Raw genomic sequence first — 25,481 nt, 5'->3', positions numbered from 1 at the left:
AGCCGCCGGGGGTGAAGCGCCACCTTAGGCGCGCAGGAGGCGAATGGGTGCCCAGTCCATGGAGGGCTGGGTAATCAGCCCGGCCAGGAGAACGGCAATGATCAGCAACCAGACCAGGAGCAGAATCCACCTGCGACGGGGGCTACCCGGCGCATCGGAATTCTGGCGGCCCAAGGGGATGCGGCCCGCCGCCAGACGCAGGACCATGTTGCCGCTGCTGGCCTTGGGGGCTGAGCCGTCTTGCGTGGGCAGGGTTGTCAACAGCCAGCCGGCCAGCGTCGCCAGGGCCATGGCCAGTCCGCCGGCGGACAGTGGCCTGGCCGCTGGCAGGGGGAAGATCAGCAGGTGTCCGCCCAGGGCCAGACTTGTATGAACGGTGGTGAGGGCGCCTATCCAGGTCAGCGGCAGCGCGGCCAAGGCTTGGACAAGGATTATGCCCAGCAGGCGGAGCAGGGCGGCCGCCAGGCCCCTGAGCAAGTGCCAGGGAAGGGCGGCCGCGTTCAACAGACGGTCGGTGCCCCGCCGAGGGCCCTCGCGGCGCAGCTCCCGTTCTATTTGGGCCTTTATGCTCCATCCTGCGGTGCTCAGGGCCCAGAGGAGGATTCCGGCGGCCACTAGTGCCGAGACCGGGGCCAGAGCTGTCAGCAGGGCGGGGAGGATTCCCAGCATGACCAGGCAGGGGGTTCCCGCCTTCAGGTAGCGCAGGCGCCGCATCTGAGCTGGAGGCTGGTCTCCCAGCCAGTGGGCATTCGCCTCATTGCGGTATCCGCTGGGCAGGGGCTGTGCTGGCGGTAGCGGATCCTGAACGGTGGTGGCTTGAAGATCTTGTCGGTCGGCTAATGGTTGTTGGTCCTGCCATGCCTGTGTCTGCTCCTCGGCTGCGGGAAGGGGATTCAACAGGCTGGTGGGCTGTTCCGTGTCGGGCAGGAGGGTCGTCTGTTCATCGGCTTCGTCTTCGGTCGGGGGTTGTGACCAGGCCGTCCGCGGACTGTCCGGATCAGCCTGCGCGATTGGCGGCATTGGCATGGTGGCCGGCTCAACGACCATGGTGGGTGAGTCGGCCTGCCCCTCAGCCTCCGAAGAGCCGTCGCCAAAAGGGCGCATCGTCTCCTGGTCGTCTTGCTCTCCTTGCCAGGCCTGCGGATCCATGGCGTCCCGACCGATGGCCTCCAGAAGTTCCTCGGGCGTGCAACGTGCACCTCTGTCGTGGGAGAGGGCCGAACGCAGGGCTCTCATGGTGCCCATGGGCAGCCCGGAAAGGTCAGCATTGCCCGAAGCCTCCCGCTCCAGAACCGCCATCATGGGTTTGTCGCCGAAGACCGCTCGTCCGGTGGCTGCATAGGCCAGAACGGCTGCCGTGCTCCACCAATCGGTTTCTTGGTCGGCCTCGGCTCCGTCAATGATCTCCGGGGCGATGAAGCCAGGGGTCCCCATGACCAGCCCGGTTCGGGTCACATGGCTTTGCCCCTGACCCATAGCGATGCCGAAGTCCACCAGCACCGGCCCCGAGACCGAGATCATGACATTGGTGGGCTTGATGTCCCGATGGACGATGCCCGCTTGGTGGACGGCTGCGACGGCATCGGTCAGCTTTCGTGCCAGCCGCTCCAGATCGTCGCCCTGATAGGGGCCGTTGACGGCCACATCGTCGCGAAGGTTGCGCCCCTCGATCAGTTCAGTCACGATAAAGGCCAGGGCATCATCAAGTTCCATATCCACGATCCGGCAGACGCCTGGATGGCGGATCCGTTGCAGGGCCAGAGCCTCGCGCCGCAGGCGCTCGCGGGCCGAGGCGCGGTCGCGTTCGTCAGGGCTGTCTGACGGGACTTGATCCTCCTCCAGGGATTCCCGCAGGATCTTCATGGCATAGTCCTGGCCCCCGCCATCACGTGCGCGCCAGACGGACCCCATGGCACCGCCGCCCAGGGGCTCGATCAGGGTGTAGCCCCCTACCAGCCGTCCCGGCCTCAGGTCCAAACCCTCAAGATCGCTCATATCTCCATTGTGCCCCGACTGGTTGAAAAGCATCTGATTGCGACCTCTGCTGTTTCGCCGCGTCCGAGATTGCCTCAGATGGCTCGACTGCCGACGGCATAATGAGCAAACAGGCGTTGATACAATATTCTCGGCGGGAAAATATACAAAACAACAGAAAGAAGGGGCTTCCGTGGAAGCTTCGCGCTTTGAAAAGGGATCCGAGGCCTTGGCCGCTATTGACGGCAAGGGAGGTCAGGCTGTCATCGACTCCCTTCAGGATATAGCGCCGGACCTTGGCCGTTGGATTGTCGAATTCGCCTTTGGTGACATATACACCAGAAAAGGACTCGATCTTCAGCAGCGTGAGCTGGTCACTATAGGCAGTCTGGTGACGCAGGGTGACACGGTTCCACAGCTGACTGTTCACATACAGGGAGCCCTGAATGTGGGGCTGAGCAAGGCGGCCGTGGTCGAAGCCATACTCCAATGTGCTCCATACGTGGGATTTCCCAGGGTCATCAACGCGATCAACGTGGCCAGGACGGTCTTCGAGCGCGGCTCTGAGGATTCCGACAAGCCCAAGGATTGAGTCTCGGCAAGGGTTTGCACGTCGAATTCAGACCTTGGTGTATAGTGGGCACTGGCTCAAGGGAGAGTTTCTCTTAACCACAAAATAGAAAACCGTCGCATGGCCATGCCGATGTCGGTGTTGACCCCGGGACGGAAACCACAGTGAAAATCAACCCTTCACTACGGATCGTTCGGCACGTACCTGCCGATGAAAGGATGAACAATGGCAGAAGTGGTATTCGACCACGTCACTCGTATCTACCCGGGCAACGATGAGCCCTCGGTCAGTGACCTCAGTCTGGACATCAAAGACGGTGAATTCCTTGTTCTGGTAGGGCCTTCCGGCTGCGGAAAGTCCACCACCCTGCGCATGCTGGCCGGCCTGGAGGAGGTCAACAAGGGACGCATCATGATTGGCGACAGGGACGTGACGACCATGCAGCCCAAGGACCGCGACATCGCCATGGTCTTCCAGAACTACGCACTTTACCCCCACATGACCGTGGCCGACAACATGGGCTTCGCCCTGAAGATCGCTGGCACCCCCAAGGACCAGATTCGCCAGCGGGTGGAGAAGGCCGCCGAGGTGCTGGATCTGACCGAGTACCTGGACCGCAAGCCCAAGGCTCTGTCCGGTGGTCAGCGTCAGCGTGTGGCCATGGGCCGCGCTATTGTGCGTCAGCCCAAGGTCTTCCTGATGGATGAGCCTCTGTCCAACCTGGACGCCAAGCTGCGTGTCCAGACCCGTACCCAGATCGCTGCTCTGCAGCGTCAGCTCAACGTCACCACCCTGTATGTGACCCACGATCAGACAGAGGCTCTGACCATGGGCGACAGGATCGCCGTCATCAAGCTGGGCGTCCTGCAGCAGGTGGGCGCGCCTACCGAGCTCTATGATCGGCCCGAGAATGTCTTCGTGGCCGGCTTCATCGGCTCGCCCTCCATGAACATCAACATCCACCCCGTGGTCAACGGCCAGGCCAAGATCGGTGAGGACACCATCAGCCTGCCGCGCGAGGCCGTCGACAAGCTGACCCCCGAGGATCAGGGCAAGATCGTCGTCGGCTTCCGTCCCGAGAACGCCAGTCTGGCCAGTCCCTCCGAACCGGATGCCTTCTCCCTGAAGGTAGCCAACGTGGAGGATCTGGGCTCCGACGGCTACATCTATGGCAACATTCTGACCGACAACAGCGTGGCTGAGCAGGCCACCGTCATGTCTGACCAGAACAAGCTGACCACCATCCGTGTCAACCCGCGCGACCTGCCCAAGGTGGGCGACGTGGTCAAGATCCACATCGATCCTGAAAAGATGCACCTGTTCTCCCCGGCCAGTGAGCTGCGGCTGAACTGAGCCTTTCTGTGACCCTGTGGTTCGGCCACGGTTTCCCGCCGACCCGCAGGGCCCGTGTCGATCATTGATATCATCTCCTTTCCTTGTTGACCGGGTGACCAGGAGCCCCGCGCGGCACATCCGTGCGGGGCTCTTCCCGTATAGGATGGGCGGCGATGGGATGGATGGAAGTATGACTAGCGTGAATATCAACCGGGCGACGGCCTCCTCTCTGGACCCTCGCGCCATGAAAGCCACCTCGATAAAGACCACGGCCGACCCCTCCTCCGAGCAGGAGCCGGCTGCCCTGCACATCACGGCCACCAGCTCCAACCCCAGGATGTTTACCCTGCCCTGGGAGCGGCCGCTGGCCACCTGGCCCCGGGATCTGCTGGCCAACCTGCCCAGGGGCATCTCCCGGCACGTGGTGCGCTTTGTCCACGTGGGCGACGATGTCTACGCCATGAAGGAGATCACCCAGCGAGTGGCCGAGCGTGAGTATGAGCTCCTGCGCAAGCTGCAAAAACTGGAGCTGCCTACGGTCAATCCCATCGCCGTGGTCACCGGTCGGCACACCCGCGAGGGCGAGCCTCTTGAGGCCATGCTGGTCACCCAGCACCTGAAGTTCTCACTGCCCTACCGTGCCCTATTCGCCCGCAATCTGCGCCCGGACACGGCCGAGCGTCTCATCGATGCCCTGGCGGTCCTTCTGGTGAGACTCCATCTGGCCGGTTTCTACTGGGGCGATGTTTCCCTGTCCAACGTGCTCTTCCTACGCGATGCCGATGCCTTCTCGGCCTTCCTGGTCGATGCCGAAACCGGCGATCTGCATCCCAGCCTGACAGATGGGCAGCGCGAATACGACATCGACCTGGCCAGGACCAACATCATCGGTGAGCTCATGGATCTGGATTCCGGCAACCTGCTGGCCGGTGAGGTGGACGAGGTCGGCGTGGGCAACCGGCTGGTAGACCGCTATCACTCCCTCTGGAGCGCCTTGACGGACGTGGACAGCTTCGACCCGGATGAGATGTGGAAGATCGAGCGCCGCGTCAACCGGCTCAATGATCTGGGCTTCGACGTGGACGAACTGGAGATGAAGACCGAGGAGGGCGGCAACCGGGTGCTGGTTCGGCCCAGGGTGGTCGATGCCGGCTACGCCTCCCGCAAGCTGCTGCGGCTGACTGGTCTGGACGTGCAGGAGAACCAGGCCCGGCGGCTGCTCAATGATTTGGATGCCTATCGTGCCTCCACCTGGCGTCAGGGCGAGGACTTGGAAATCGTGGCCACCGACTGGATGCGCGAGGTCTTCGAGCCTACTGTGCGCATGATCCCGCCGGAATATCGTTCGCAGATCGAACCGGCCCAGTTCTTCCATGAGGTGCTGACCCACCGCTGGCTGATGGCCGAGAAGGCCGGCCACGATGTGCCCATGGCCGAGGCCGTGCAGAGCTATATCAGCGAGTCCCTGCCCGAGTACCGGCTGGATTCCGAGGACATGAAGACCATCAACGAAGAGGCCGATGCCGGGGTGGTCGACGACGAGATGAATTGGCAGGGCGGCCATGCCCAGGCCGGTCAAGGTGAGCAAGCCGACCGCGATCGGACCGACAAGGATGCGAATGGACATGAAGTGGAAGGCCAAGACGCAGCCGACAGTGGGGTGACTGGCCAAACCAACGCTGGAGGCCAGAACGGAGCAGGCACCCAGACGGACCGTGACCGGGCTGTCGAGGAGGTGTCGTCGCAGCCGGCCTTTGAGGACGCGAATGGCGGCCGAAGCTCGCTGAGATCGGTCTATGCCCCTGGCAGCCTGGATGCGGCTGCCGACCAGGACGATCAGGACGATGCAGTCTGGGCTTCCAGCTGATTCTTTGGTCTGTGCGGCAACCAGTCTGCTGCAGACCGGTTGCCGCACGCAGGCTGTTGCCGCTTGGCTTGTCTGTCTTCAGATTGCCGGTGCCTGCCTGGGGCTATTTCGCTTGGCGGGCGGACCGTCGGCGTGCCATGGCTACGGCGTAGAGGCTGATGCCGGCTGCAACCGAGGCGTTCAGGGATTCCACCGAGCTGGAAATGGGGATGGAGGCCAGGGCGTCACAGTTCTCGCGGACCAGGCGGCTCAGCCCCTTGCCCTCGGAGCCCAGGACCACCACCAGCGGATCGGTCTCGAAGCCTGTCTCGCCTACTGTGGTGGTGCCTGCGCCGTCCAGGCCAACCGCGTAGTAGCCGCGCTCCTTGAGCCCTTGGATGGCCTTGGTCAGATTGACCACGCGGGCCACGGGCAGATGGGCGGCGGCTCCGGCAGACACCTTCCAGGCTGCAGCTGTGACCGAGGCGCTGCGTCGCTCGGGCAGAACCACACCCGAGGCGCCGAAGGCCGCTGCTGAACGGATCACGGCCCCGAGATTTTGCGGGTCAGTGACCCCATCCAGGGCGATGAACAGCGGACGGGCGGCAACCTTGGTCGCCTGATCGGCTCCTTCCAGGGCAGCCGCGTGCTTCTCGGCCCTGTCGACCAGGCTCTGCAGGGAGGCGTACTGGTAGGGCTGCACCTTGAGGACTACGCCCTGGTGGTTGCTGGACCGGGCGATGCGGTTCATCTCCAGACGGTCGGCTTCCAGCAGGTTGAGTCCCTCCTGTCCAGCCAGTCGTACGATTTCTCTGGTCCTGTCGTCATGGTCCATCCGGGCGGCCAGATAGAGCTGGCTGGCCGGGACTCCTACGCGCAGGGCTTCCAGGACTGCGTTGCGGCCGATGACCAGATCATCGGAATCGGAGGTGAATCGGTCGGCCCGGCGGCGGGCTGCCAGACGTGGATCTGCCGCCTGCCTGCGCTGGGCCACCTGTCGGGCCTTGTAGGCCTTGTGGTAGACGCGATCCTCAGCCTTGGGGGTAGGTCCCCGGCCGCGCAGTTTGTTGCGGTGCTTGCCGCCCGAACCCTTGGTCGGGCCTTTCTTGTTAGCCATGTCTTCAGTGTAAAGGCAGGCGGGAACTGGTTAGCTGTCTGTCGGCCTCAATATCTACAGGGCGAAGACACGCTGTAATCAGGCCGTGTGAGTCACCCCAGAGCGGACACCTGATCGGGATCTGGGAACTCCATCCACTCGACCGGAGACTGTCCGCTTGAGGCCGGGGTAACGGCGATGTGGGCCATGGATGACCGGGCCGAGGCCCCATGCCAGTGTCTGACGCCTGCCGGGCAGAAGACCACGTCGCCGGGTTCCAGCCTGCGGGGCTGATGGCCTTCCTCCTGCTCCCACCCCTGCCCGGCGGTGACGATCAGCAGCTGGCCGTGCGGGTGGGTGTGCCAACGGTTGACGCACCCGGGTGCGAAGGTCACATTGCTGGCGGAGCATTCTGCGTCCGAATCAGTCAGTCGGTGCAACCAGACATGACCGGTGAAGTTGGGTCCATCAGCCGAGTCTCCCAAGGGATAGGGCCCTGAATCCGGCTCCGTTCCGGCAGCAGTTGCGGTTGCAGGTGCAGTGGTGTCCCGGCTCTCGTCGTCACGGTCGCCCTCACCGTAGACCTCTTTGGCCAGGCCGAATGCCGACCATGCCTTGGGCCAGCCCGCATAGAAGGCCAGGTGGGTGATCAGTGCCACCATTTCAGTGCGGGTGACGCCATTGCTCTTGGCCATGGCCATATGGCTCTTCAGCTGGGGGAAGAGTCCCATGCTCATCAGACCTGCACAGGTGATCATGCTGCGGTCCCGAGCCGAAAGTTCGTCCTCGCGGGACCAGACCTGGCCGAAGAGCACATCATCGTTGAGGTGGGCGAATTGCGGTGCGAACCGACCGAGCCGGTCGTGGCCCGCTGTTTGTTTGATTGCCATGAGTTAGTCTCCTTGCCATCATCTTGGCCGGGTCATTCCGGCAGTTTCAGCTATACCCCTTCGAGTGTGCTCGAAGTCAAGGTGATGGCGGAGAGAGCCGTTGGCAGTCAGTCCGAGACGTCGGCCTTGTAAAAGTTAACGTAGGAGCGGGAAGGGGTTGGCCCGCGCTGGCCCTGGTAATGGGATCCATTGTGCTTGGAGCCGTAAGGGTACTGGGCGGGCGAAGAGAGCTGGAAGAAGCACATCTGGCCAATCTTCATGCCGGGCCAGAGCTTGACCGGAAGGGTGCTCACGTTGGACAGCTCCAAAGTGATGTGTCCTTCAAAGCCGGGATCGACGAACCCGGCGGTGGAGTGGGTCAGAATGCCCAGACGGCCCAGGGAGCTCTTGCCCTCCAGGCGAGCGGCCAAGGTGGAGTCCAACTTGACATACTCCCAGGTGGATCCCAGAACGAACTCGCCGGGGTGCAGGATCCAGGGTTCGTCCTTGGGTACCTCGAACTGCTCGGTCAGTGCGCCCTGGTCCTCCGCCGGATCAACATAGGTGTACTGATGGTTGTTGAAGACTCGGAAGTAGCGGTCCAGGCGTACGTCCACGCTGGAGGGCTGGACCATGGCGGGCGTCCAGGGGTCCAGATTCAGGTGTCCTGCCTGGTGGGCATCCAGGATGTCATGGTCGCTGAGCAGCATGCCGGGGTATCTCCTTTAGGTTCGTCGGTCGAGGGTCTCTCCTCTGGCGGGAAACCATTCTGAATCCAGTCTAACCGGCCCTATACCCGCTTTCTGATCCGGCTGTATTCACAGAGAATTTTCAGATAACGCTATCGTCACCATAAGGTAGCTGTTCTTTACTATAGATGTCGGCTCAAAAACCGATGGGCGGTTGACCTCCGCCCGACAACTGATTTCCCTTTCTTCTCTCTCGCCCGGCGGTGTTCACGCACCGCCGGGTTCTCTTCATTTTGGGGGAAGTATCAGTGCACCGACGTTTCACGTGAAACCGCATGGCCAATGACTCGATTGAGTTCGTTGAGTCTTATACAGGACGGTAGGGCGTTTGCAAATCCAAGAGTTGTCTAGTGCTTGGCTGTGCCGGTCATCTGCTCTTTTGACTTCTGCCTCTCCTGGATTCGAAACTCAAGGTAGACGAATCTCAAAGGTGGAATCGTCAGTTTTGCACAGTCGCATTCTCAAGATTCAGGTTCTTCTTCTCTGGCATCTGTATAGGCTGTGCTCCGATGTGCGGCTCGAACTATAGGCACAAAATTAAAGGCAGCGGTTGAAGATATGGAAGAACCCCCGTCAGTTATGGCTATGACGGGGGTTCTTCACCGTGGGGAGGGGCGGCGTTCTTCTTGCCTTCGGCGGCTGAGGGAAGAGGGGGACTATCACTTTGCCGAAAGCAGTCCGAACTCCGCTCCCTCCCCGGTTCGAGCGGCCGGGTGCCGGTGCTGGGCCTGACTCATTCCCGAGGACAGGAAGAGTGGACCAAGCAGCGCGGCTATCCGACCAAGTATGTGTGGGTCACACCAGCCTTACTCCTGGGGAGCCTTGGCTGACATGGCCTTATGGAAGACGGCCACAATGATCAGGGCCAGCAGGGCGGCCAGCGCCATGACCCAGAACATGTTGGCCACCTGGGCCTGGATGCCGGTCTTTACGCCTGCCAGAGCATGCGACCCGAATTGGGGATTGGCCATGAGTCCGCTGTAGACAGCCATGCCGATGGAGGCCGAGGTGTTCATCATCAGATCCCCGATCCCGATGCCGCGGCCGTTCTGGTCCACGGGCAAAGTGGCCGAGAAGGAGTCGTAGAGGGGCGTGTAGGACATGGTGATGCCGGCAATGAAGACCGAGGCCAGCGCGGTCAGGACCCAGAAGCCCGAGGTGAGCATCAGGGCAGAACCGGCAGCTCCAGCGATCATGAGCAGGGCGGACAGGATAAGCATGGGCAGGCGTCCCATGGCGTTCATGATGGCTCCGGACAGGCAGCCTACCAGGGTGGCCACGATGTAGACGATGGTCAGGCAGAGGGAGACCTGACTCAGGGAAATCCCGTAGATGCGGTCGCCGATCACGTTGTAGATGGGCACGCAGGCGAAGTTGAAGAAGTAGAAGACGAAGAGGGCCAGCAGGACAGCCATATAGGCGCCGTTGGTCACGAACCCGCGGCTCAGGAAGGGGTTGGCGCCCTTCCAGACATAGCCGGCGAAGATCAGGATCAGGACGGCCAGTACCCCCAGCATCCAGGTGGCCGGGAAGGAAAAGTAGACGGCCACGAATCCGGCGATAAGCGCGAACAGTGCAATGCCGAAGACATCGATGCGCTCGCCCTTGATACCGGTATCAGGCGTGTACTTGATTACCGGAGGGATCAGCAGGATGGAGACCAGGGGTACCAGGAAGAGGTAGCGCCAGTCGATGGAGGTGATCAGTCCGCCGGCAAAGATGCCCACAGCAGAGGAGGCGTAGTAGACGGCGTTGAAGATGCCCAGGTAGAAGGCACGCTCCTTGTCGCTCAGGTACTTCATGGCCATGACCAGGAAGACTGATCCGGCCACCTGACCGCCCGCGGTCTGGATCATGCGGGCCAGTACCACGGCCCAGAAATTGGATGCGCCGAAGAAGCCCAGGAGGCTGCCGACGATCAGGGCACCCACTCCGAACAGGGTCATCTTACGGGGGGAGATGTAGTCGCAGAGGGTGCCGTAGAGCATGCAGACCACGCCTAGGACGATGCCGGGCAGGGTGCTGATCAGCGAGGCGTTGGCGGACATCCCCAGGGAGTCGCCCACGTTCTGGAAGACCAGGTTGAAGGCCTGGATCATCAGTGTACCCAGCAGGAAGATGGCCAGTAGGGCGGGCAGGGCCCGCTTGGTGCTGCGGCGGTTTTCCTCCACGGTCGCTTCGGTAGCCGTTGTGGTGATGGATTCGCTCATGACTGCCGTCCTTCTATCGTTCGCTCTCGGTCTTGCGCACCAGGGCCAGGAGCCTGTCCATGAAGCGCCGGGTGAACCGCTCGGTGTCGACCGACAGGGCCACCTTGGTGTTTTTGACCGGGTCCAGGAGCCTGCTGGGGTCGCCGATGGTACGGGCCCGCTGCGGTCCCTCGGTCTCGACCATCAGGTTGGTGGCGAAGGTGGTGACCAGGCTGGGGTCGATGGCTACAGCGGCGGCCAGGGGATCGTGCAAATTGCAGCCGCCCAGGTAGACCCCGCTCTCCTTTTCACTGATGTCGATGTAGTAGTCGGTCATGTCTGCCAGGAAGCGGCCGGCGCTGGTGCCTGTTGCGCGCAGGGCCTCGGTGTCCTCGCGGCTCATCAGAGCCTGGGTGGTCACGTCCAGACCGACCATGGTGATGTCTGCGGTGGTGGCGAAGACACGGTTGGCTGCCTCGGGATCCTGGTTGATGTTGGCCTCTGCGAAGGGTCCCACGTTGCCCGGCTGGGTCAGTGTGCCGCCCATCATGACGATGCTGATGCGGTCGACGATGTCGGGGGCCTTTTCCAGGGCGGCGGCGATGGTGGTCAGGGCACCGGTGGGCACCACGACCAGCTCGCCCTTGGGATAGCGGCGGACTGCGTCGATGATGAAGTCGACTGAGCTCTGCTGGCTGGCCTGCCGGTCGGTCTGTGCGGGGATTTCGATGTTGCCGGTGCCGTTGGCCCCATGGAAGATCTCGGAGTCCGGCGGAACGCTGAATGAGTCGGCCGTGCTGGGGTGATCGATCCCCTTGAAGACCGGGATGTCCTCCCTGCCGTACATGGCCAGCAGCCGCAGATCGTTGTCGACGCCTTGGTCGAGCACCACGTTGCCGTAGGTGCCGGTGATTCCGATCAGTTCGGCATCCGGGGAGCCCAGGACATAGGACAGAGCCAGCGTGTCGTCGATGCCAGTGTCCAGATCCAGGATGATCTTGCGGACGGTTTCATTGCTTGCTGACACGTTGGTCTCCTTCCCAGAAGGATGGGCGACCCCAACCTTCTGCTTACCTATGTCGTGCCTTCCCTAGGCTGATTCGTTACTGCCGTGAAACAAACAACCTGTTTGATGTAACGTTTCATCAAACTGTACGGAGCTAAACTACCTGCGGCTTGGAGGCTTGTCAAAGCGCGTCGGGGGGTGTTCGCCATCAGGGCAGAGACCTGCAAATCTATCGGTGATCATGCATTCGCAGGTTGACGGCCGCTTTTCCGCGCAACCGACGATAATGAGAGTATGACTTTAGCGACTCCTGAACAGTATGTGGCGATGCTTGATGCGGCCAGACGGGGGTCCTATGCCTATCCCGCCATCAATGTGACCAGCACGCAGACCTTGAACGCGGCTCTGCAGGGGTTGGACGAAGCCCAGTCCGACGGGATCATCCAGGTATCCGTGGGAGGTGCCGCCTACCTGTCGGGACAGCGCCTGGCCGACCGGGTGGCCGGTTCCATCGCCTTCGCCAAGTTCGCCCACGAGGTGATCGCCCGCTATCCGAGCATCGCCGTGGCCCTGCACACGGACCACTGCGCCCCGCAATACCTGGACGAGTGGGTTCGTCCCTTGCTGGCCTATGAGAAGGAGCAAGTGGCTCACGGTCAGGATCCGCTCTTCCAGTCGCATATGTGGGACGGCTCCGGGTTGCCCTTACAGGAAAATTTGGCCACGGCGGCAGAGCTGCTGGAGTTGTCCCGGGCCGCCCACACCGTTCTGGAGATCGAAGTGGGCACTGTCGGTGGCGAGGAGGATGGTCATTCGGCTGCTATTGATCAGCGGCTCTATTCATCGCCCGAGGATGGCCCCAGGGTGGTTGATGCCTTGGGTCTGGGCGAACGCGGCCGCTACATGGTGGCTTTCACTTTCGGCAACGTGCACGGGTCCTACAAGCCCGGTGTAGTCAAGCTGCGTCCTGATCTGCTGGGGCAGATCCAGGCCAGGACCGCCAAAGCCATATCCGATGGGGAGGTTGGCGGCATCCCCTCCCCGAGCGCCCCTGCCGACAAGCCCTTCCTCTTGGTATTCCACGGGGGATCTGGTTCGCAGCCGGAAGAGATTGCATCGGCCGTCGCTCATGGCGTGGTCAAGATGAACGTGGATACCGATACCCAGTACGCCTTCACCAGGGCCGTGGCAGGGCACATGTTCGCCAATTACGACAAGGTCCTCAAGGTGGATGGGGAGGTCGGCGAAAAGAGCGAGTACGACCCCCGTTCCTGGGGGCGCCAGGCTGAAGACGGCATGGCGGCGCGCGTAGTCCAGGCTTGCCAGCAGCTGGGCAGCGCAGGGCGGGCCATGAAATGAAACAGCATACGCAATCCAATTCATGCCAGCCCAGACAGGGAATGCACAAGACTGCTGCTTGGGGACTTCTGGGGTTCGGCGTATTGCTGATGCTCGATTCCTCAATGACCCCGATGAGCGGGCAGGCCGTATGGGCTCAGTCGTTGAAGTTACTGGTCGCCATCCTCCTCATGGTCTTCGGCATCTGGGTTCATGCATGCTCTCAACCCTGGGGCTACCCTCTTCTCGTGTCTGGCCATAGCCATCGAAGCCGGTCTTATGCTGGGCTCCATCATGGTATCCAGGCATAATCTTTGGATCTGCATAGGCTTTCATATAGGGTGGAACCTCACTGCGGCCCTGTTGGGAATTCCGGTCTCCGGCCAGCATATATACGGCTTCATGGTCATGAAGGTTCAGGGGCCGACCCTGCTGACCGGTGGATCATTCGGCATCGAAGCATCCCTGATCCCGGTCATCCTAGGGTTGCTCGTCAGTGCGCCCTTCCTGCTCTGTCGGGGCCGGGACACCATGATCGGCTCCAGGACCTGACCGGATTTTTCCCATTGCGGATCTGCCCATGCTGATTTGAAAGGTCTGAACGACCTCCAGCTCCATACATGGGGTTAGGCTCGTCTATGGATGGTCTGCCTTTGTTTTCCTTGAATGGCGACCAGTGGATAAGGAGCATCGTATGCCGGGAATCGTGATCGTCGGGGCCCAGTGGGGCGACGAGGGCAAGGGCAAGGCAACGGATCTGATCGGCGAGCACATGGACTACGTCGCCAGGTTCAACGGAGGCAACAATGCCGGCCATACCGTGGTGGTGGGCGACCAGGAATACGCCCTCCACCTTCTGCCTTCGGGGATCATTCATCCGGCCATTACCCCGGTCATCGGCAACGGCGTCGTGGTCGATCCGGCCGCACTCTTCGAGGAGATCGATGGACTCCAGTCCCGCGGTGTGGATTGCAGCCGGTTGAGGATCAGCGAGTCCGCGCACATAATCGCCCCCTATCATCGGACGCTGGACAAGGTGACCGAGCGCTTCCTGGGCAAGCATAAGATCGGGACGACAGGCCGCGGGATCGGCCCGGCCTATGCCGACAAGATCAACCGTGTGGGCATCCGTGTGCACGACCTGTTCAATGTCGACCACCTGCGCGACAAGGTGGAGGCAAGCCTACACCAGAAGAACCAGATGCTGGTCAAGCTTTACAACCGCCGGGCCATCGAGGTGGAGGCCACCGTTGAAGAGCTGGCGGGATACGCCGAGCGTCTTAAGCCCTACGTGGCCAATACCTCATTGATGCTCAACCAGGCTCTGGAGCAGGGCAAGAACGTGCTCTTCGAGGGGGGACAGGCCACCATGCTGGACGTGGACCATGGCACCTACCCCTTTGTCACCTCATCCAACTGTACGGCCGGGGGCGCCTGCACCGGCACTGGCGTGGGCCCGACCAGGATCGACCGTGTGGTCGGCGTGGCCAAGGCTTATGTGACCCGTGTGGGCGAGGGGCCCTTCCCCACGGAGCTGGACAATGAGCAGGGTGAATGGCTGCGCCGTCAGGGCCATGAGTACGGGGTAACCACTGGCCGCTCCCGCCGCTGCGGCTGGTTCGATGCGCTGGTCAGCCGCTATGCAGTACAGATCAATGGCCTGACCGACATCGTGCTGACCAAGCTGGATGTTCTCTCTGGTCTGGAGACCATTCCGGTCTGCGTGGGCTACGACATCACCCGGTCCGACGGCTCACACGTCAGGGTGGACCAGATGCCCGTGGACCAGGCCGAGTTCCAATCTGCCCAGCCGGTGTACGAGGAGCTGCCGGGCTGGCGCGAGGACATCTCCGGTGCCAAGAGCTTCGAGGAGTTCCCGACCAAGGCCAAGGACTACATCCATCGCCTGGAGGACCTGTCCGGCTGCCGCATCTCTGCTGTGGGTTCGGGCCCGGGCCGCGACCAGATCGTGCAGATCCATTCTCTGATCGACTGAGGAAGATCCATGGGTCTGCCCTGCCTGACTGCCTTCCCGGGGGCGGTCGGGACAGGAATCATCATCTCTACGGACAGGCCTCTGGGAGAACGACTGCACGGGGCCATTGCCGATCTGATCGAGGATTACGAGCGTGCCCTGTCAAGGTTCAGACAGGATGCCATACCTGCGCAAATGGCCCAGGCTACCCATGGGGGTAGGTTCGTCTTTCCTGACTACTGCCAGGGGCTGTTTGACCTGTATGACAGGTTGTATTCTGCTACCGGCGGGGCCTTGGACCCCATGGTGGGCGAGGATCTGACCCGTCTGGGCTACGGCATGCAGCCCACTTTCCGGCTGCAGGCCGATGCCGCCGGTCATCTGGGGCGGATCCATGGGCGGCCGACCTGGGGCAATGACCTCAGACGTCAGGGTGCTGTCCTTATGACTGCCGGTCCGGTCAGCCTTGATTTCGGGGCAGTCGGCAAGGGCTATTTGGTTGACCTGCTTGCCGATCTGCTCGAACCTCAAGTCGATGAGTATCTGATCGATGCTGGCGGCGACATGCGTATGCGGACCTCTCACCCGATCTCCATCGCTATGGAAGATCCCGGTGATTTGTCTGCAGGCGTGGGTCGGATCGAGCTGTCCCATGGATCCTTGTGCGCCTCGGCCCCCAGCCGTCGTCACTGGGCCGACCGGTCCGAGGATGCCGCAGCGGCAGGGTTAACGGCACTTCACCACATCCTGGACGCCATTGACGGCCGTCCAGTTGACCGTGTGCTGGCCTCCTGGGTAGTGACTAAGGAAAAGGACAATGAACATCCAACGGGCCTGGCTGACGGTCTGGCCACCGCCTTGTTCCTAGTGTCGCCGGATGTGCTGGCCGCCGGATTTTCCTTCTCCTGCGCCCTGATGTATGCCGACCGTCAGGCCGTGATCTCCGATGAATTTCCGGGTCGGTTCTTTGCTGACTCCAATAACCATTCGTCCACATAGTGGACCAGTCTCGCTGGACCGGCCGAGATCAGGCCTATGGTCGGCACCAATGCGGATGTGCAGAGAACGCATCCGATTCGAGGATGATGAAGGGAGGTTCGCCGTGATGACCAGCTTGACAGACACCCGCCGATTCGGCACCGTGTCCGCACGAATTATTAGCCCGTCCTCACCGGCGGACTGACTCGACAATCTTCATTGTTCGACCCCGTCGGAAGGCGGGGCTGGACGCATAGGCTTCATCGCATCAGACCCTGCCAACAGCGGGGTTTTTCTATAAGGAGATGAGATGAAGTGACGGCAAACGACGTTAGTGTTGCTTCCCCGGCCTCGGCAGCCTCCGTGCCCGGCGGCACCCGTGTGACCCGCAGCTCGGTCCGCACAGTCATCGGGGCTTCCATGGTCGGTACGGCCATCGAGTTCTACGATTTCTACGCTTACGGGACGGCTTCGGCCAACTATTTCCCCAAGCTCTTCTTCCCCAAGACCGATCCGACCGTGGCCCTGCTGGCATCCCTGCTGACCTTCGCCATCGCTTTCATCGCGCGGCCCTTGGGGTCCTTGATCTTCGGACACTTCGGTGACCGCCAGGGACGCAAGACCACGCTGGTGGTCTCCCTGCTGACTATGGGTTGCTCCACGGTCCTGATCGGCGTCCTGCCCACTTATGCCACCTGGGGACTCTGGGCCGTGGTGGTCCTGTGCCTATGCCGGTTCGTGCAAGGTATCGGCCTGGGCGGCGAGTGGTCAGGCGCGGCCCTGGTGGCCACCGAGAACGCCCCGGAAGGCAAGAGGGCGCTCTACGGCTCCTTCCCTGAGCTGGGCGCCCCCATCGGCTTCTTCCTGGCCAACGGAACCTACTTCCTGCTGGAAATGTTCTGCACCCCCGAGCAGATGCTGAGCTGGGGCTGGCGCGTGCCCTTCCTGCTCTCCGCCATCCTGGTGGTTGTGGGTCTGGCTGTGCGCGTCTCCATGCAGGAGACCCCTATCTTCCAGATGGCCCTGGATCAGCAGAAGGTCGTCAAGACCCCGCTGCTGGAGGTCTTCCGCAAGAGCTGGCGCCAGGTGCTCCAGGCCACCTTCCTGGTCGCGGTCACCTACACCCTCTTCTACACCCTGGCCACCTGGTCCCTGGCTTACGGCACCAAGCCCAAGTCCCAGGGCGGCGGCGGACTGGGCTTCACCAACCAGGAGTACCTGCTCATGCTCATGGTCTCCATCCTGGTTTTCGCCCTCTTCATCGTGCTGGCCTGCGTCTATGCGGACCGCATCGGCCGTCGCCGGGTGCTGATCGGCAGCTCCGTCATGCTGGTGGTCTTCAGCCTGGTCTTCCCCTACCTGCTCATGGCCCATCACAACACCTTCCAGGTCATGGTCTTCCTCTGCGTCGGGTTCGCCCTGATGGGCATTGCCTTCGGGCCCATCGGCGCCTTCCTGCCGGAGCTCTTCGACGCCAACGTGCGCTACTCGGGTTCCGGTATCGGCTACAACTTGGCGGCCATCGTGGGCGCGGCCTTCGTGCCTACCATCGCCACCTGGCTCTCCTCACACTGGGGAGTGCGCTCGGTCGGGCTCTACCTGGCCGTTATGGCGGTCTGCTGTCTGGTGGCAGTGCTGACCTGCCACGAAACCAAGGATGTGGACTTCACCAAGTAAGCCCTGGACGCATCCCGCCGGCCGGTTCCTCGAATCGCGCCGGTGTCCGAACAACGAATTGCGGACAGTCCATCTGGCCATATCACGAGTATGGTTGGAGGCATACCGTATCCATAGGGTACGGATCGGGGTCAAGGACAAAATCCGTCGCCCCGGTCGAAAGAGCATCGTCCGCCTGGAACAACGACAGGAATTCACAGTATTTAGCGTTCCCCGGCCTGGAAGAGCCGGTCCGGTTGGACCGCACATAAAGGAGTGTAGATAATGGCAGCACAGATCTGGTATGAGAAGGATGGGGACCTTTCGGTTCTGGATGGCAAGAAGGTGGCCATCATCGGCTACGGTTCCCAGGGACATGCTCATGCGCTGAACCTGCGTGATTCCGGTGTGGACGTTGTGGTCGGCCTGCGCGCCAACTCCAAGTCGGTGCCCTTCGCCAAGGAGCAGGGCCTGGAGGTCAAGACCGTGCCCGAGGCCACCAAGGAGGCCGACATCGTCATGATCCTGGCCCCTGACCAGTACCAGCGCAACATCTGGCGGGACGACATCGAGCCCAACATCAAGGAGGGTGCGGCTGTCGCCTTCGCCCACGGGTTCAACATCCATTACGGCTACATCAAGCCCAGCGCCGACCACCCGGTCTTCATGGTGGCCCCCAAGGGCCCGGGCCATATCGTCCGTCGTGAGTATGTCGCTGGCCGTGGCGTGCCCGTGGTCGTGGCCGTGGAGCAGGATCCGCGCGGCGACGCCTGGGACATCACCCTGGCCTATGCAAAGGCTCTGGGCGCCCTGCGCGCCGGCGCCATCAAGACCACCTTCAAGGAAGAGACCGAGACCGACCTCTTCGGCGAGCAGGATGTGCTCATGGGCGGTGTCAACCACCTGGTCGAGGCTGGCTTCGAGGTGCTGACCGAGGCTGGCTACCAGCCTGAGATCGCCTACTTCGAGGTCTGCCACGAGCTCAAGATGCTGGTCGATCTGATGAACGAGGGCGGCCTGAACAAGGCCCGCTGGTCCTGCTCCGACACCGCCCAGTACGGCGATTTCACCTCCACCGTGGTGGACGAGTCCACCAAGGACAGGATGCGTCACCAGCTGCAGCGCATTCAGGACGGCTCCTTCGCCAAGGAGTTCATCGACGACCAGGATGCCGGCGCCCCCAAGTTCAAGGAGCTCCAGGAGAAGTACTCCCACGAGAAGATCGAGGAGGTCGGCCCCAAGCTGCGCGCCATGTTCTCCTGGAACAAGGACGTCAAGGATGCCGACGAGGCTCAGTCCTTCACCGGCAAGATCGCCCGTTCCCAGGTGCAGTGACCTCTAGGTTCTGTTGGGAGGACCTTGTTTGGTCCGACTGACCATTCAGCAAATGGCCGTTCCCCCATCCGGATGCAATGCCGATGAAGGAACGGCCATTTTGTTATCATGACCCGACGCTTACGTTTCAATCGTGTGGTCGGATTGTTTCACTGACCGGATCGGTCATGTGGATATGTGCAATATGCAATGCCAGAGGATGTACGGCGGTGCCCCACCCATATGGTCAATTCATCTGGGTGGGGCACCATTGGTTATAGAGGACGCGGTTTTTTACAAGGTGTCCTCCGTGCCTGCTGTGTCCTTCTGCTTCAGCGGGCGGATTCGGCGCCGGACACGTCCATGTCCTTGATGCGCACGATCTTGGTGTGGTTGACGAACTTGAAGCCCAGGTAGAGGACCAGGACCAGCACCACGCTGAAGTAGGTCATGGCCATGTGCGACCAGTTCAGGCTGAGCAGGGAGGGGATGTCCTGCCCGGCGATGACGATGACGCAGAGCACCATGGCCAGAACCGGGCCGAACGGATAGAGCTTGGAGTGATACTTGAGCTCGCTCAGATCGTGCCCTTGGAGCTTGAAGGCCCTCCGGAAGCGGAAGTGGCTCAGGGCGATGCCGATCCAGGCGATGAACCCGGTCAGCCCAGTGGCGGTCACCAGCCACATGTAGAAGGACTGGCCGAAGATGCTGGAGGCGAAGGTGGCCAGGGACATGCAGACCGTGGCAACCAGGGCCGCCAGGGGGATGCCCCTCTTGGTGGTCTTGGCGAAGATGGCCGGAGCATAGTGATCCTTGGCCAGTCCGTAGAGCATGCGGCTGGATGCATAGGCTCCGGTGTTGACGGCCGAGAGGATGGATGTCAGCACCACCGCATTCATGACGCTGGCCGCCGAGGCCAGGCCGGCCCGCTGGAAGACCAGGGTGAATGGCGACATGGCGATGTTCCCGTCAGAGGCTCCCAGGAGGTTGGGGCTGGTGTAGGGGATCAGAGCCGCGATGACGAAGATGGACAACACATAGAAGAGCAGAATCCGCCAGAAGACGTCATTGATGGCCTTGGGAACCGCCTTGCCGGGGTTTTCGGACTCGCCGGCGGTCACGCCCACCACCTCAGTGCCTTGGAATGAGTAGCCGGCGATCAGGAAGACGCTCATGATGGCCGGGAAGCCTCCCACGAAGGGGGCGTCCTTGTAGGTGAAGTTCTTCAGACCGACCGCCGGCTGGAACATGATGCCGCAGATCATGGCCATGCCGATGACCAGGAAGACAATGATGGTGGCCACCTTGATCAGGGAGAGCCAGAATTCCGTCTCGCCGAATGCGGAGACCGTCAGGGCGTTGATCAGGAAGACGATGACCAGGACCAGCAGGCTCCAGATCCATCCTGGGGTGTGTGGCAGCCAGTACTGGATCAGCAGGGCTGCGGTGGAAATGTCCACGGCACCCGAGATGGTCCAGTTCAGCCAGTAGTCCCAGCCCATGGCGAAGCCCAGGGCCGGATCCACGTAGCGGGCGCTGTAGGCGGCGAAGGACCCCGACACCGGAAGGTGGGTGGCCAGCTCGCCCAGGCTGGTCATTAGGAAGTAGACCATGACGCCCATGGCTATGTAGGCCAGAAGTCCGCCGCCGGGGCCGGCTGTGGAAATGGTGGAGCCGGAGGTCATGAACAGGCCCGTGCCGATGCAGCCGCCCAGGGCGATCATGGAGATGTGGCGGGTCTTGAGGTTGCGCTTGACGCTGCCGTAGCCATGATGCTCTTGCCCGGCCCGGTCGGATTGATTGGTGTTCGACGCTGCATTGCTGGTGTTCCGCGTCATGATCCTCCTCCTTTTGGCTGGGCGACGCACCGGGGAGTCCGGGGTCGTACTGAAATTGCGATTCCTGATATGCCGGCTGGATGCCGGAACAGATTCATATGGCCGGGTCCTTGAGCCGGTCCTCGAACGCTTAGGGAGTCTATGCCATTGGTGTGGCTTTCCAGCTCCCATGGTCATAATGTGTCATGCTAGTTGACAAATCTTTCATAGCGATTCAGGATCCCCGCTCAAATCCATGGTCTCCAAGGGCACGATTCGGGTATGGTGTCGGATCTTGTAGCCCAGGTAAAGGGCAAGCACCAGAGGCACGCTGATGTAGGTGACGCCGATCTCCTGCCAGTTCCAGTTGACGAAGGCCTCGATGTTTTGCCCGCCGATGACGACGACGCAAAGGATCAGAGCCAGGATTGGCCCCAGGGGGAAGAGCTTGGCATGGTAGCGCAGCTCCTCAACCCGGTGGCCCTGGACCACCCAGGCGCGGCGGAAGCGGTAGTGGCTCAGGGCGATGCCGATCCAGACGATGAATCCGGTCAGCCCCGAGGCGGCCACCAGCCACATGTAGATCCGCTGACCGAAGATGCTGGCAGCGAAGGTAGCCAGGGAGACCACGAGAGTGGCGACCAGCGAGGCCATGGGGATGCCGTGTCGGGTGGTGTGCCCGAAGAAGGCCGGGGCGTAATGGTCCTTGGCAAGAGCGTAGAGCATTCGGGTGGAGGCGTAGACACCTGAGTTGGCAGATGAGAGGACCGAGGTCAGGATGATGGCGTTCATGACGCTGGCTGCCGAGGCCAGGCCCGCCCGCTGGAAGACCATGGTGAAGGGTGACATGGCGATGTCCCCTTCGGCGGAGCTGAGCAGATTGGGGCTGGTGTAGGGGATCAGCGCGGCGATGACGAAGATGGACAGAATATAAAAGAGCAGGATCCTCCAGAAGACATCGTTGATGGCCTTGGGGACCGCCTTGCCGGGGTTTTCGGACTCGCCGGCAGTGACGCCAATCAGCTCGGTGCCCTGGAAGGAGAAGCCTGCAATCAGAAAGACGTTGAGAATGGCGGGAAATCCGCCCACGAAGGGGGCGTCCTTGTAGGTGAAATTGCCCAAGCCTATGGCCGGACGGAACATGATTCCGCAGATCATGGCCAGACCGATGACCAGGAAGACGATCACTGTCACCACCTTGATCAGTGCGAGCCAGAACTCGGTCTCGCCAAAGGTGGACACGGTCAGGGCGTTGATCAGGAAGATGACCACCAGGACCAGGAGGCTCCAGACCCAGCCAGGGGTGTGTGGCAGCCAGTATTGGATCAGCAGGGCTGCGGTGGAGATGTCCACAGCCACGGTGATGGCCCAGTTCAGCCAGTAGTTCCATCCCATGGCAAAGCCTAGGGCCGGATCCACATAGCGGGCGTTGTAAGCGGCAAAGGAGCCGGAGATAGGCAGGTGGGTGGCCAGCTCACCCAGGCTGGTCATCAGGAAGTAGACCATGAGACCCATGGCCGCGTAGGCCACCAGTGCGCCTCCCGGCCCGGCCTTGGCAATGGTGGAGCCGGAGGTCATGAACAGACCGGTTCCGATGCAGCCACCCAGGGCGATCATGGAGACGTGCCGGGTCTTGAGGTTGCGTTGGACCCGGTCGGTGGATGCGGAAGGGCTGTCCTTTCCGCTCTGCCTGGTCGCCATAACTGCTCTTTTCCTCGAACTGACCTGAGAGCCCTATGACGACGGTTTCGACCGGCTCCGTTTACACGGAAGCCAGGTGGCTTGCCTGTCTGTGACACTGCACATAGCGCTCCGCAACCTCAGGTTGCGACAGTCCCGGACCTGTTCGACCCGGGCCCAACGGGGCGGATGGGCGGATCCGTGCCGTTTCGGCCGAACTTCCTTTCGCCGGGAATACGCGACACCGCACTGTCTGATCCCGGTTACTGATAGGTTCGGCGACCTCTTCAGTGATTTGCAATTACCGGTCAGCATAGAGGGATTCTCAGACAAGGCCCAAACGGATCCCTTGTCTTCGATGATCAATAGGCAAATCTGCAATGTCCCTGGCCACGCTGGGCGGTCCTGGTCGCGCCGGTTGACTGTCTTAGGATAAGTATGAATTCGTTAGGAAAGAAGGCAGCGACTGATGAAGGTCGACGACATCAAGGTAATCGGCAATATCGGGGCGGGCACCATGGGGCATGCCACGGCGCTCCAGTTCGCCATGCGGGGGTATCCGGTCCGGCTGGTGGACTCCAGCCGCCAGGCCCTGGACCGGGGGAGGGGATTGATCGAGCATGATCTGGATACATTCATCGGTGCTGGTCTGATTTCCCAGGATCAGAGGGAGAGCGTGCTGGATCGGATTCAAGAGGACACTGATTACGGCATTCTGGCTGACGCTGACTTTGTTATCGAATCCGTCTTGGAAGACATGGACGTCAAGCACCAGGTTTGGCAGCAGGTGGAGGCCATAGTTGGCGAGCAGACCATTCTGGCCACCAACACCTCAGGACTGGGACCCACTGAAATTGCCTCGGTGCTGCGGCATCCCCAGCGGTTCCTGGTGGCTCACTTCTGGAATCCCGCCCAGCTCATGCCCCTGGTCGAGGTGGTGCCTGCTGCGAACACTGACCAGGGCGTGGTGGATACCACGGTCGAGCTTATGAACCATATCGGCAAGCATGCCGTGGCGCTGTCCACGGAATCGCTCGGGTTCGTAGGCAACCGCATCCAGGCGGCCGTTATTCGAGAGTGCCTGAATATCGTGGAACGGGGCATCGCCACCCCGCAGGCCGTGGATGAGATTGTCACCTACAGCCTGGGCCGACGGTGGAGCATCCTTGGGCCCATCGCCAGCGCTGATCTAGGCGGATTGGATGTCTTCGACAATATTTCGAAGTACCTCTACGACGATTTGGACAACCGTCCTGGCGAGGATCCGGTTTTGAAGGCCAAGGTCCAGGCCGGTCAGTTGGGTGCCAAGAGCGGCCAAGGGTTTTATTCCTGGCAGGGGGCTGAAAGCCAAGCCATGATCGCCGACCGCGACCAGCGGCTGCTGGAGGCGCTGGTCGCGGACCGCAAGAAAGAGGAAGACCGCTGAGTTCTCCTGCTTATATCACTGGCGCGCTCGCCGCTGGGTCAGTTGGTAGGACACCAGCAGGACGATCAGCCAGATAGGTCCGGCGATGACGGCCACCCGGTAGCTGGATGAGAAGCACATGAGTACCACGATCATGGCCAGGAAGGCCAGGACCGCCCAGGGGGTCACCCGGGCAAAGGGCAGCTTGAAGTGCAGGGCGTTCAGAGCGCCCTCGCCGGTCTTGCCCGCTAGGTCGCCGGGTCCCTCGCCACGGGCAACAGCACGCCGGAAGAGCATCTCGGTCACCATGATCATGGACCAATTGATGATGGCCGAGATCGTGGCGATGCTCATCAGGTAGTTGAAGGCGAACTGGGGCCAGAGGAAGACCACGACTACAGCCAGGGCGATGATGCAGGCCGAGGTCAGCACTCCTGCGTAGGGCACGCCGCCCTTGGACAGCCGTCCCAGGTACTTGGGGGCATTGCCCTGCCGGGCCAGGGAGAAGAGCATGCGGGAGTTGGAGTAGAGGGCCGAGTTGTAAACGCTCATGACCGCAGTCAGGCAGACAAAGTTGAGGATGCCTGCGGCTGCGTGGACTCCCACCGAGTCGAAGATCTGGACGAAGGGGCTGACGACCATGCCTTGCGCGTTGGGCTTGCCGATGGCATTCCAGGGGACTACGGCCATGATCACCCCAAGCGTCAGGATGTAGAAGACCAGAATCCTCCAGATGATGGCGTTGGTGGCCTTGGGGATGGTCCGACGGGGATCGGAGGCCTCCCCGGCGGTGATGCCGATGAGCTCGGTGCCGCCGAAGCTGAACATGACCACCGCCAGCGACATGAGCAGACCGGTCCACTGGCCATTGGCCCCGTGACGCATGAGTCCGTTGGGCAGAAAGCCGCCACCCACGGTGAACCAATTGGCGAAGGAGGCCCGCAGTCCGTTGGCCGTGGGCAGGGCCATGACCACGACGGCCAGGCCTCCGATGATCATGGCGATGATGGCCGCGATCTTGATGATGGCGAACCAGAACTCGAACTCGCCGAACTTGCTGACTCCCATCAGATTGGCCGCCGTGATGACCACCAGGAAGAAGGCCGCAGAGACCCAGGCTGGGATTGCCGGGAACCAGAAGTTGACGAAGGTGCCCACCACGGACAGCTCAACCATGGATACCAGCACGTAGTTCATCCAGTAGTTCCATCCCGACACGAAGCCCGCACGCTTGGACCAGTAGCGGGTGGCGTAGTAGCTGAAAGCGCCGGACTTGGGGTCTTCCACGCTCATTTCGCTCATGGCCCTGACGATCATGAAGATGGCCAGACCGCCTATCAGGTAGGCGATGATGATGGCCGGCCCTGCCAATGAGATGGATTCCCCGGACCCGTAGAAGAGTCCCGTTCCGATGGCGCCGCCCAGCGAGATGAGCTGGATGTGCCTGTTCTTCAGGGTTTTGCGCAGATCCTTGCTCTGCGACTCCTTGGGTTGATCCATGGGGATGTCATTCCTTAGGTGGTAGTGGTCAGCTGAATGTGACCGGCTGACAGGGCCAACCCTATAGGAGCCGGCCCAAGCGGAATGAGCATGCCTTTGCATTGTGGAACAGAAGCGTCCGCCATATGAGATGGTCAATTCACCGGATGGTGACCGCCAGGCCCTACCATGGGCGTCGGTGCC

At 61.6% G+C, this 25,481-nt stretch carries 18 protein-coding genes, 1 pseudogene and 1 riboswitch; of the genes and pseudogenes, 10 read left to right on the top strand and 9 right to left on the bottom strand.

Features of this window, described 5'->3' with window-relative positions; genetic code table 11:
* Positions 1-24 precede the first annotated feature (24 nt).
* Positions 25-1,995, bottom strand: a complete 1,971-nt coding sequence (locus ACVWNW_RS04605) for a serine/threonine-protein kinase (RefSeq protein WP_198229829.1) — start codon at positions 1,993-1,995, stop codon at positions 25-27.
* 172 nt (positions 1,996-2,167) lie between these two features.
* Here ACVWNW_RS04605 and ACVWNW_RS04600 point away from each other — a divergent pair, with 172 nt between their 5' ends.
* The 3 genes and pseudogenes from ACVWNW_RS04600 to ACVWNW_RS04590 form a co-directional block, all read left to right on the top strand.
* Positions 2,168-2,566 carry a carboxymuconolactone decarboxylase family protein gene (locus ACVWNW_RS04600; protein WP_198191175.1) on the top strand — a complete coding sequence of 133 codons (399 nt, stop codon included), beginning with the start codon at positions 2,168-2,170 and terminating at the stop codon, positions 2,564-2,566.
* 204 nt (positions 2,567-2,770) lie between these two features.
* Positions 2,771-3,898, top strand: coding sequence for an ABC transporter ATP-binding protein (locus ACVWNW_RS04595; protein WP_198229828.1), 1,128 nt, complete (start codon positions 2,771-2,773; stop codon positions 3,896-3,898).
* A gap of 172 nt (positions 3,899-4,070) precedes the next feature.
* Positions 4,071-5,432 (top strand): annotated as a pseudogene (locus ACVWNW_RS04590) (DUF4032 domain-containing protein); the annotation flags it as partial.
* Between the two features lie 418 nt (positions 5,433-5,850).
* On the opposite strand, the gene rlmB reads toward ACVWNW_RS04590, so the two are convergent.
* The 5 genes from rlmB to ACVWNW_RS04565 form a co-directional block, all read right to left on the bottom strand.
* A complete protein-coding gene (gene rlmB, locus ACVWNW_RS04585) occupies positions 5,851-6,843 on the bottom strand; it encodes a 23S rRNA (guanosine(2251)-2'-O)-methyltransferase RlmB (protein WP_198229826.1) in 993 nt (330 codons plus the stop codon).
* Positions 6,844-6,935: 92 nt separating this feature from the next.
* Positions 6,936-7,712: a carboxymuconolactone decarboxylase family protein gene (locus ACVWNW_RS04580; RefSeq protein WP_454483289.1), complete on the bottom strand. Its 777-nt coding sequence runs from the start codon at positions 7,710-7,712 to the stop codon at positions 6,936-6,938.
* A 107-nt stretch (positions 7,713-7,819) separates the two neighbouring features.
* Positions 7,820-8,401 carry a dCTP deaminase gene (dcd, locus tag ACVWNW_RS04575; RefSeq protein WP_024627087.1) on the bottom strand — a complete coding sequence of 194 codons (582 nt, stop codon included), beginning with the start codon at positions 8,399-8,401 and terminating at the stop codon, positions 7,820-7,822.
* Between the two features lie 845 nt (positions 8,402-9,246).
* Positions 9,247-10,650, bottom strand: coding sequence for an MFS transporter (locus ACVWNW_RS04570; RefSeq protein ID WP_454483287.1), 1,404 nt, complete (start codon positions 10,648-10,650; stop codon positions 9,247-9,249).
* Positions 10,651-10,663: 13 nt separating this feature from the next.
* A complete protein-coding gene (locus ACVWNW_RS04565) occupies positions 10,664-11,656 on the bottom strand; it encodes a nucleoside hydrolase (RefSeq protein WP_454483285.1) in 993 nt (330 codons plus the stop codon).
* A gap of 273 nt (positions 11,657-11,929) precedes the next feature.
* Between ACVWNW_RS04565 and fbaA the strand changes: the two genes are divergently transcribed.
* The 6 genes from fbaA to ilvC all read left to right on the top strand — a co-directional run bounded on the left by fbaA (position 11,930) and on the right by ilvC (position 18,917).
* On the top strand, positions 11,930-12,994 hold the full coding sequence (gene fbaA / locus ACVWNW_RS04560; protein WP_454483283.1) for a class II fructose-bisphosphate aldolase: 1,065 nt from the start codon (positions 11,930-11,932) through the stop codon (positions 12,992-12,994).
* 192 nt (positions 12,995-13,186) lie between these two features.
* Entirely contained in the window at positions 13,187-13,525 is a 339-nt protein-coding gene (locus ACVWNW_RS04555; RefSeq protein WP_454483281.1) for a hypothetical protein, read from the top strand.
* Between the two features lie 142 nt (positions 13,526-13,667).
* Positions 13,668-14,969 carry an adenylosuccinate synthase gene (locus ACVWNW_RS04550; protein ID WP_046323543.1) on the top strand — a complete coding sequence of 434 codons (1,302 nt, stop codon included), beginning with the start codon at positions 13,668-13,670 and terminating at the stop codon, positions 14,967-14,969.
* 9 nt (positions 14,970-14,978) lie between these two features.
* Positions 14,979-15,947, top strand: coding sequence for an FAD:protein FMN transferase (locus ACVWNW_RS04545; protein WP_454483279.1), 969 nt, complete (start codon positions 14,979-14,981; stop codon positions 15,945-15,947).
* A 399-nt stretch (positions 15,948-16,346) separates the two neighbouring features.
* On the top strand, positions 16,347-17,603 hold the full coding sequence (locus ACVWNW_RS04540; RefSeq protein WP_195760154.1) for an MFS transporter: 1,257 nt from the start codon (positions 16,347-16,349) through the stop codon (positions 17,601-17,603).
* Positions 17,604-17,867: 264 nt separating this feature from the next.
* Positions 17,868-18,917 (top strand): ketol-acid reductoisomerase, encoded by a 1,050-nt coding sequence (gene ilvC / locus ACVWNW_RS04535; protein ID WP_015022635.1) that lies wholly within the window; start codon positions 17,868-17,870, stop codon positions 18,915-18,917.
* A 311-nt stretch (positions 18,918-19,228) separates the two neighbouring features.
* Here the strand turns inward: ilvC and ACVWNW_RS04530 are convergent, their stop codons facing one another.
* Together ACVWNW_RS04530 and ACVWNW_RS04525 are read right to left on the bottom strand one after the other, a co-directional pair.
* On the bottom strand, positions 19,229-20,734 hold the full coding sequence (locus tag ACVWNW_RS04530; protein ID WP_454483276.1) for an amino acid permease: 1,506 nt from the start codon (positions 20,732-20,734) through the stop codon (positions 19,229-19,231).
* Positions 20,735-20,938: 204 nt separating this feature from the next.
* Positions 20,939-22,414: an amino acid permease gene (locus ACVWNW_RS04525; protein WP_454483274.1), complete on the bottom strand. Its 1,476-nt coding sequence runs from the start codon at positions 22,412-22,414 to the stop codon at positions 20,939-20,941.
* Between the two features lie 96 nt (positions 22,415-22,510).
* Positions 22,511-22,689: riboswitch (Lysine riboswitch) on the bottom strand.
* Between the two features lie 173 nt (positions 22,690-22,862).
* On the opposite strand from ACVWNW_RS04525, the gene ACVWNW_RS04520 reads away from it, so the two are divergent.
* Entirely contained in the window at positions 22,863-23,819 is a 957-nt protein-coding gene (locus tag ACVWNW_RS04520; protein WP_454483272.1) for a 3-hydroxyacyl-CoA dehydrogenase family protein, read from the top strand.
* Positions 23,820-23,834: 15 nt separating this feature from the next.
* Here the strand turns inward: ACVWNW_RS04520 and ACVWNW_RS04515 are convergent, their stop codons facing one another.
* Entirely contained in the window at positions 23,835-25,298 is a 1,464-nt protein-coding gene (locus ACVWNW_RS04515; protein WP_454483270.1) for an amino acid permease, read from the bottom strand.
* Positions 25,299-25,481: the final 183 nt, after the last annotated feature.

The organism is Bifidobacterium sp. JNUCC 75 (assembly GCF_054819865.1).
The sequence above is the reverse complement of the archived record's forward strand: the minus strand, read 5'-3'. Positions and strand labels throughout refer to the sequence as shown.

What these genes read in the sequence shown, in the direction of transcription:
- ACVWNW_RS04605 (WP_198229829.1), bottom strand. Translation starts at nt 1,995, where the DNA reads ATGAGCGATCTTGAGGGTTTGGACCTGAGGCCGGGACGGCTGGTAGGG.
- ACVWNW_RS04595 (WP_198229828.1), top strand. Translation starts at nt 2,771, where the DNA reads ATGGCAGAAGTGGTATTCGACCACGTCACTCGTATCTACCCGGGCAAC.
- rlmB (WP_198229826.1), bottom strand. Translation starts at nt 6,843, where the DNA reads ATGGCTAACAAGAAAGGCCCGACCAAGGGTTCGGGCGGCAAGCACCGC.
- ACVWNW_RS04580 (WP_454483289.1), bottom strand. Translation starts at nt 7,712, where the DNA reads ATGGCAATCAAACAAACAGCGGGCCACGACCGGCTCGGTCGGTTCGCA.
- dcd (WP_024627087.1), bottom strand. Translation starts at nt 8,401, where the DNA reads ATGCTGCTCAGCGACCATGACATCCTGGATGCCCACCAGGCAGGACAC.
- ACVWNW_RS04570 (WP_454483287.1), bottom strand. Translation starts at nt 10,650, where the DNA reads ATGAGCGAATCCATCACCACAACGGCTACCGAAGCGACCGTGGAGGAA.
- fbaA (WP_454483283.1), top strand. Translation starts at nt 11,930, where the DNA reads ATGACTTTAGCGACTCCTGAACAGTATGTGGCGATGCTTGATGCGGCC.
- ACVWNW_RS04555 (WP_454483281.1), top strand. Translation starts at nt 13,187, where the DNA reads ATGCATGCTCTCAACCCTGGGGCTACCCTCTTCTCGTGTCTGGCCATA.
- ACVWNW_RS04550 (WP_046323543.1), top strand. Translation starts at nt 13,668, where the DNA reads ATGCCGGGAATCGTGATCGTCGGGGCCCAGTGGGGCGACGAGGGCAAG.
- ACVWNW_RS04545 (WP_454483279.1), top strand. Translation starts at nt 14,979, where the DNA reads ATGGGTCTGCCCTGCCTGACTGCCTTCCCGGGGGCGGTCGGGACAGGA.
- ACVWNW_RS04540 (WP_195760154.1), top strand. Translation starts at nt 16,347, where the DNA reads ATGGTCGGTACGGCCATCGAGTTCTACGATTTCTACGCTTACGGGACG.
- ilvC (WP_015022635.1), top strand. Translation starts at nt 17,868, where the DNA reads ATGGCAGCACAGATCTGGTATGAGAAGGATGGGGACCTTTCGGTTCTG.
- ACVWNW_RS04530 (WP_454483276.1), bottom strand. Translation starts at nt 20,734, where the DNA reads ATGACGCGGAACACCAGCAATGCAGCGTCGAACACCAATCAATCCGAC.
- ACVWNW_RS04525 (WP_454483274.1), bottom strand. Translation starts at nt 22,414, where the DNA reads ATGGCGACCAGGCAGAGCGGAAAGGACAGCCCTTCCGCATCCACCGAC.
- ACVWNW_RS04520 (WP_454483272.1), top strand. Translation starts at nt 22,863, where the DNA reads ATGAAGGTCGACGACATCAAGGTAATCGGCAATATCGGGGCGGGCACC.
- ACVWNW_RS04515 (WP_454483270.1), bottom strand. Translation starts at nt 25,298, where the DNA reads ATGGATCAACCCAAGGAGTCGCAGAGCAAGGATCTGCGCAAAACCCTG.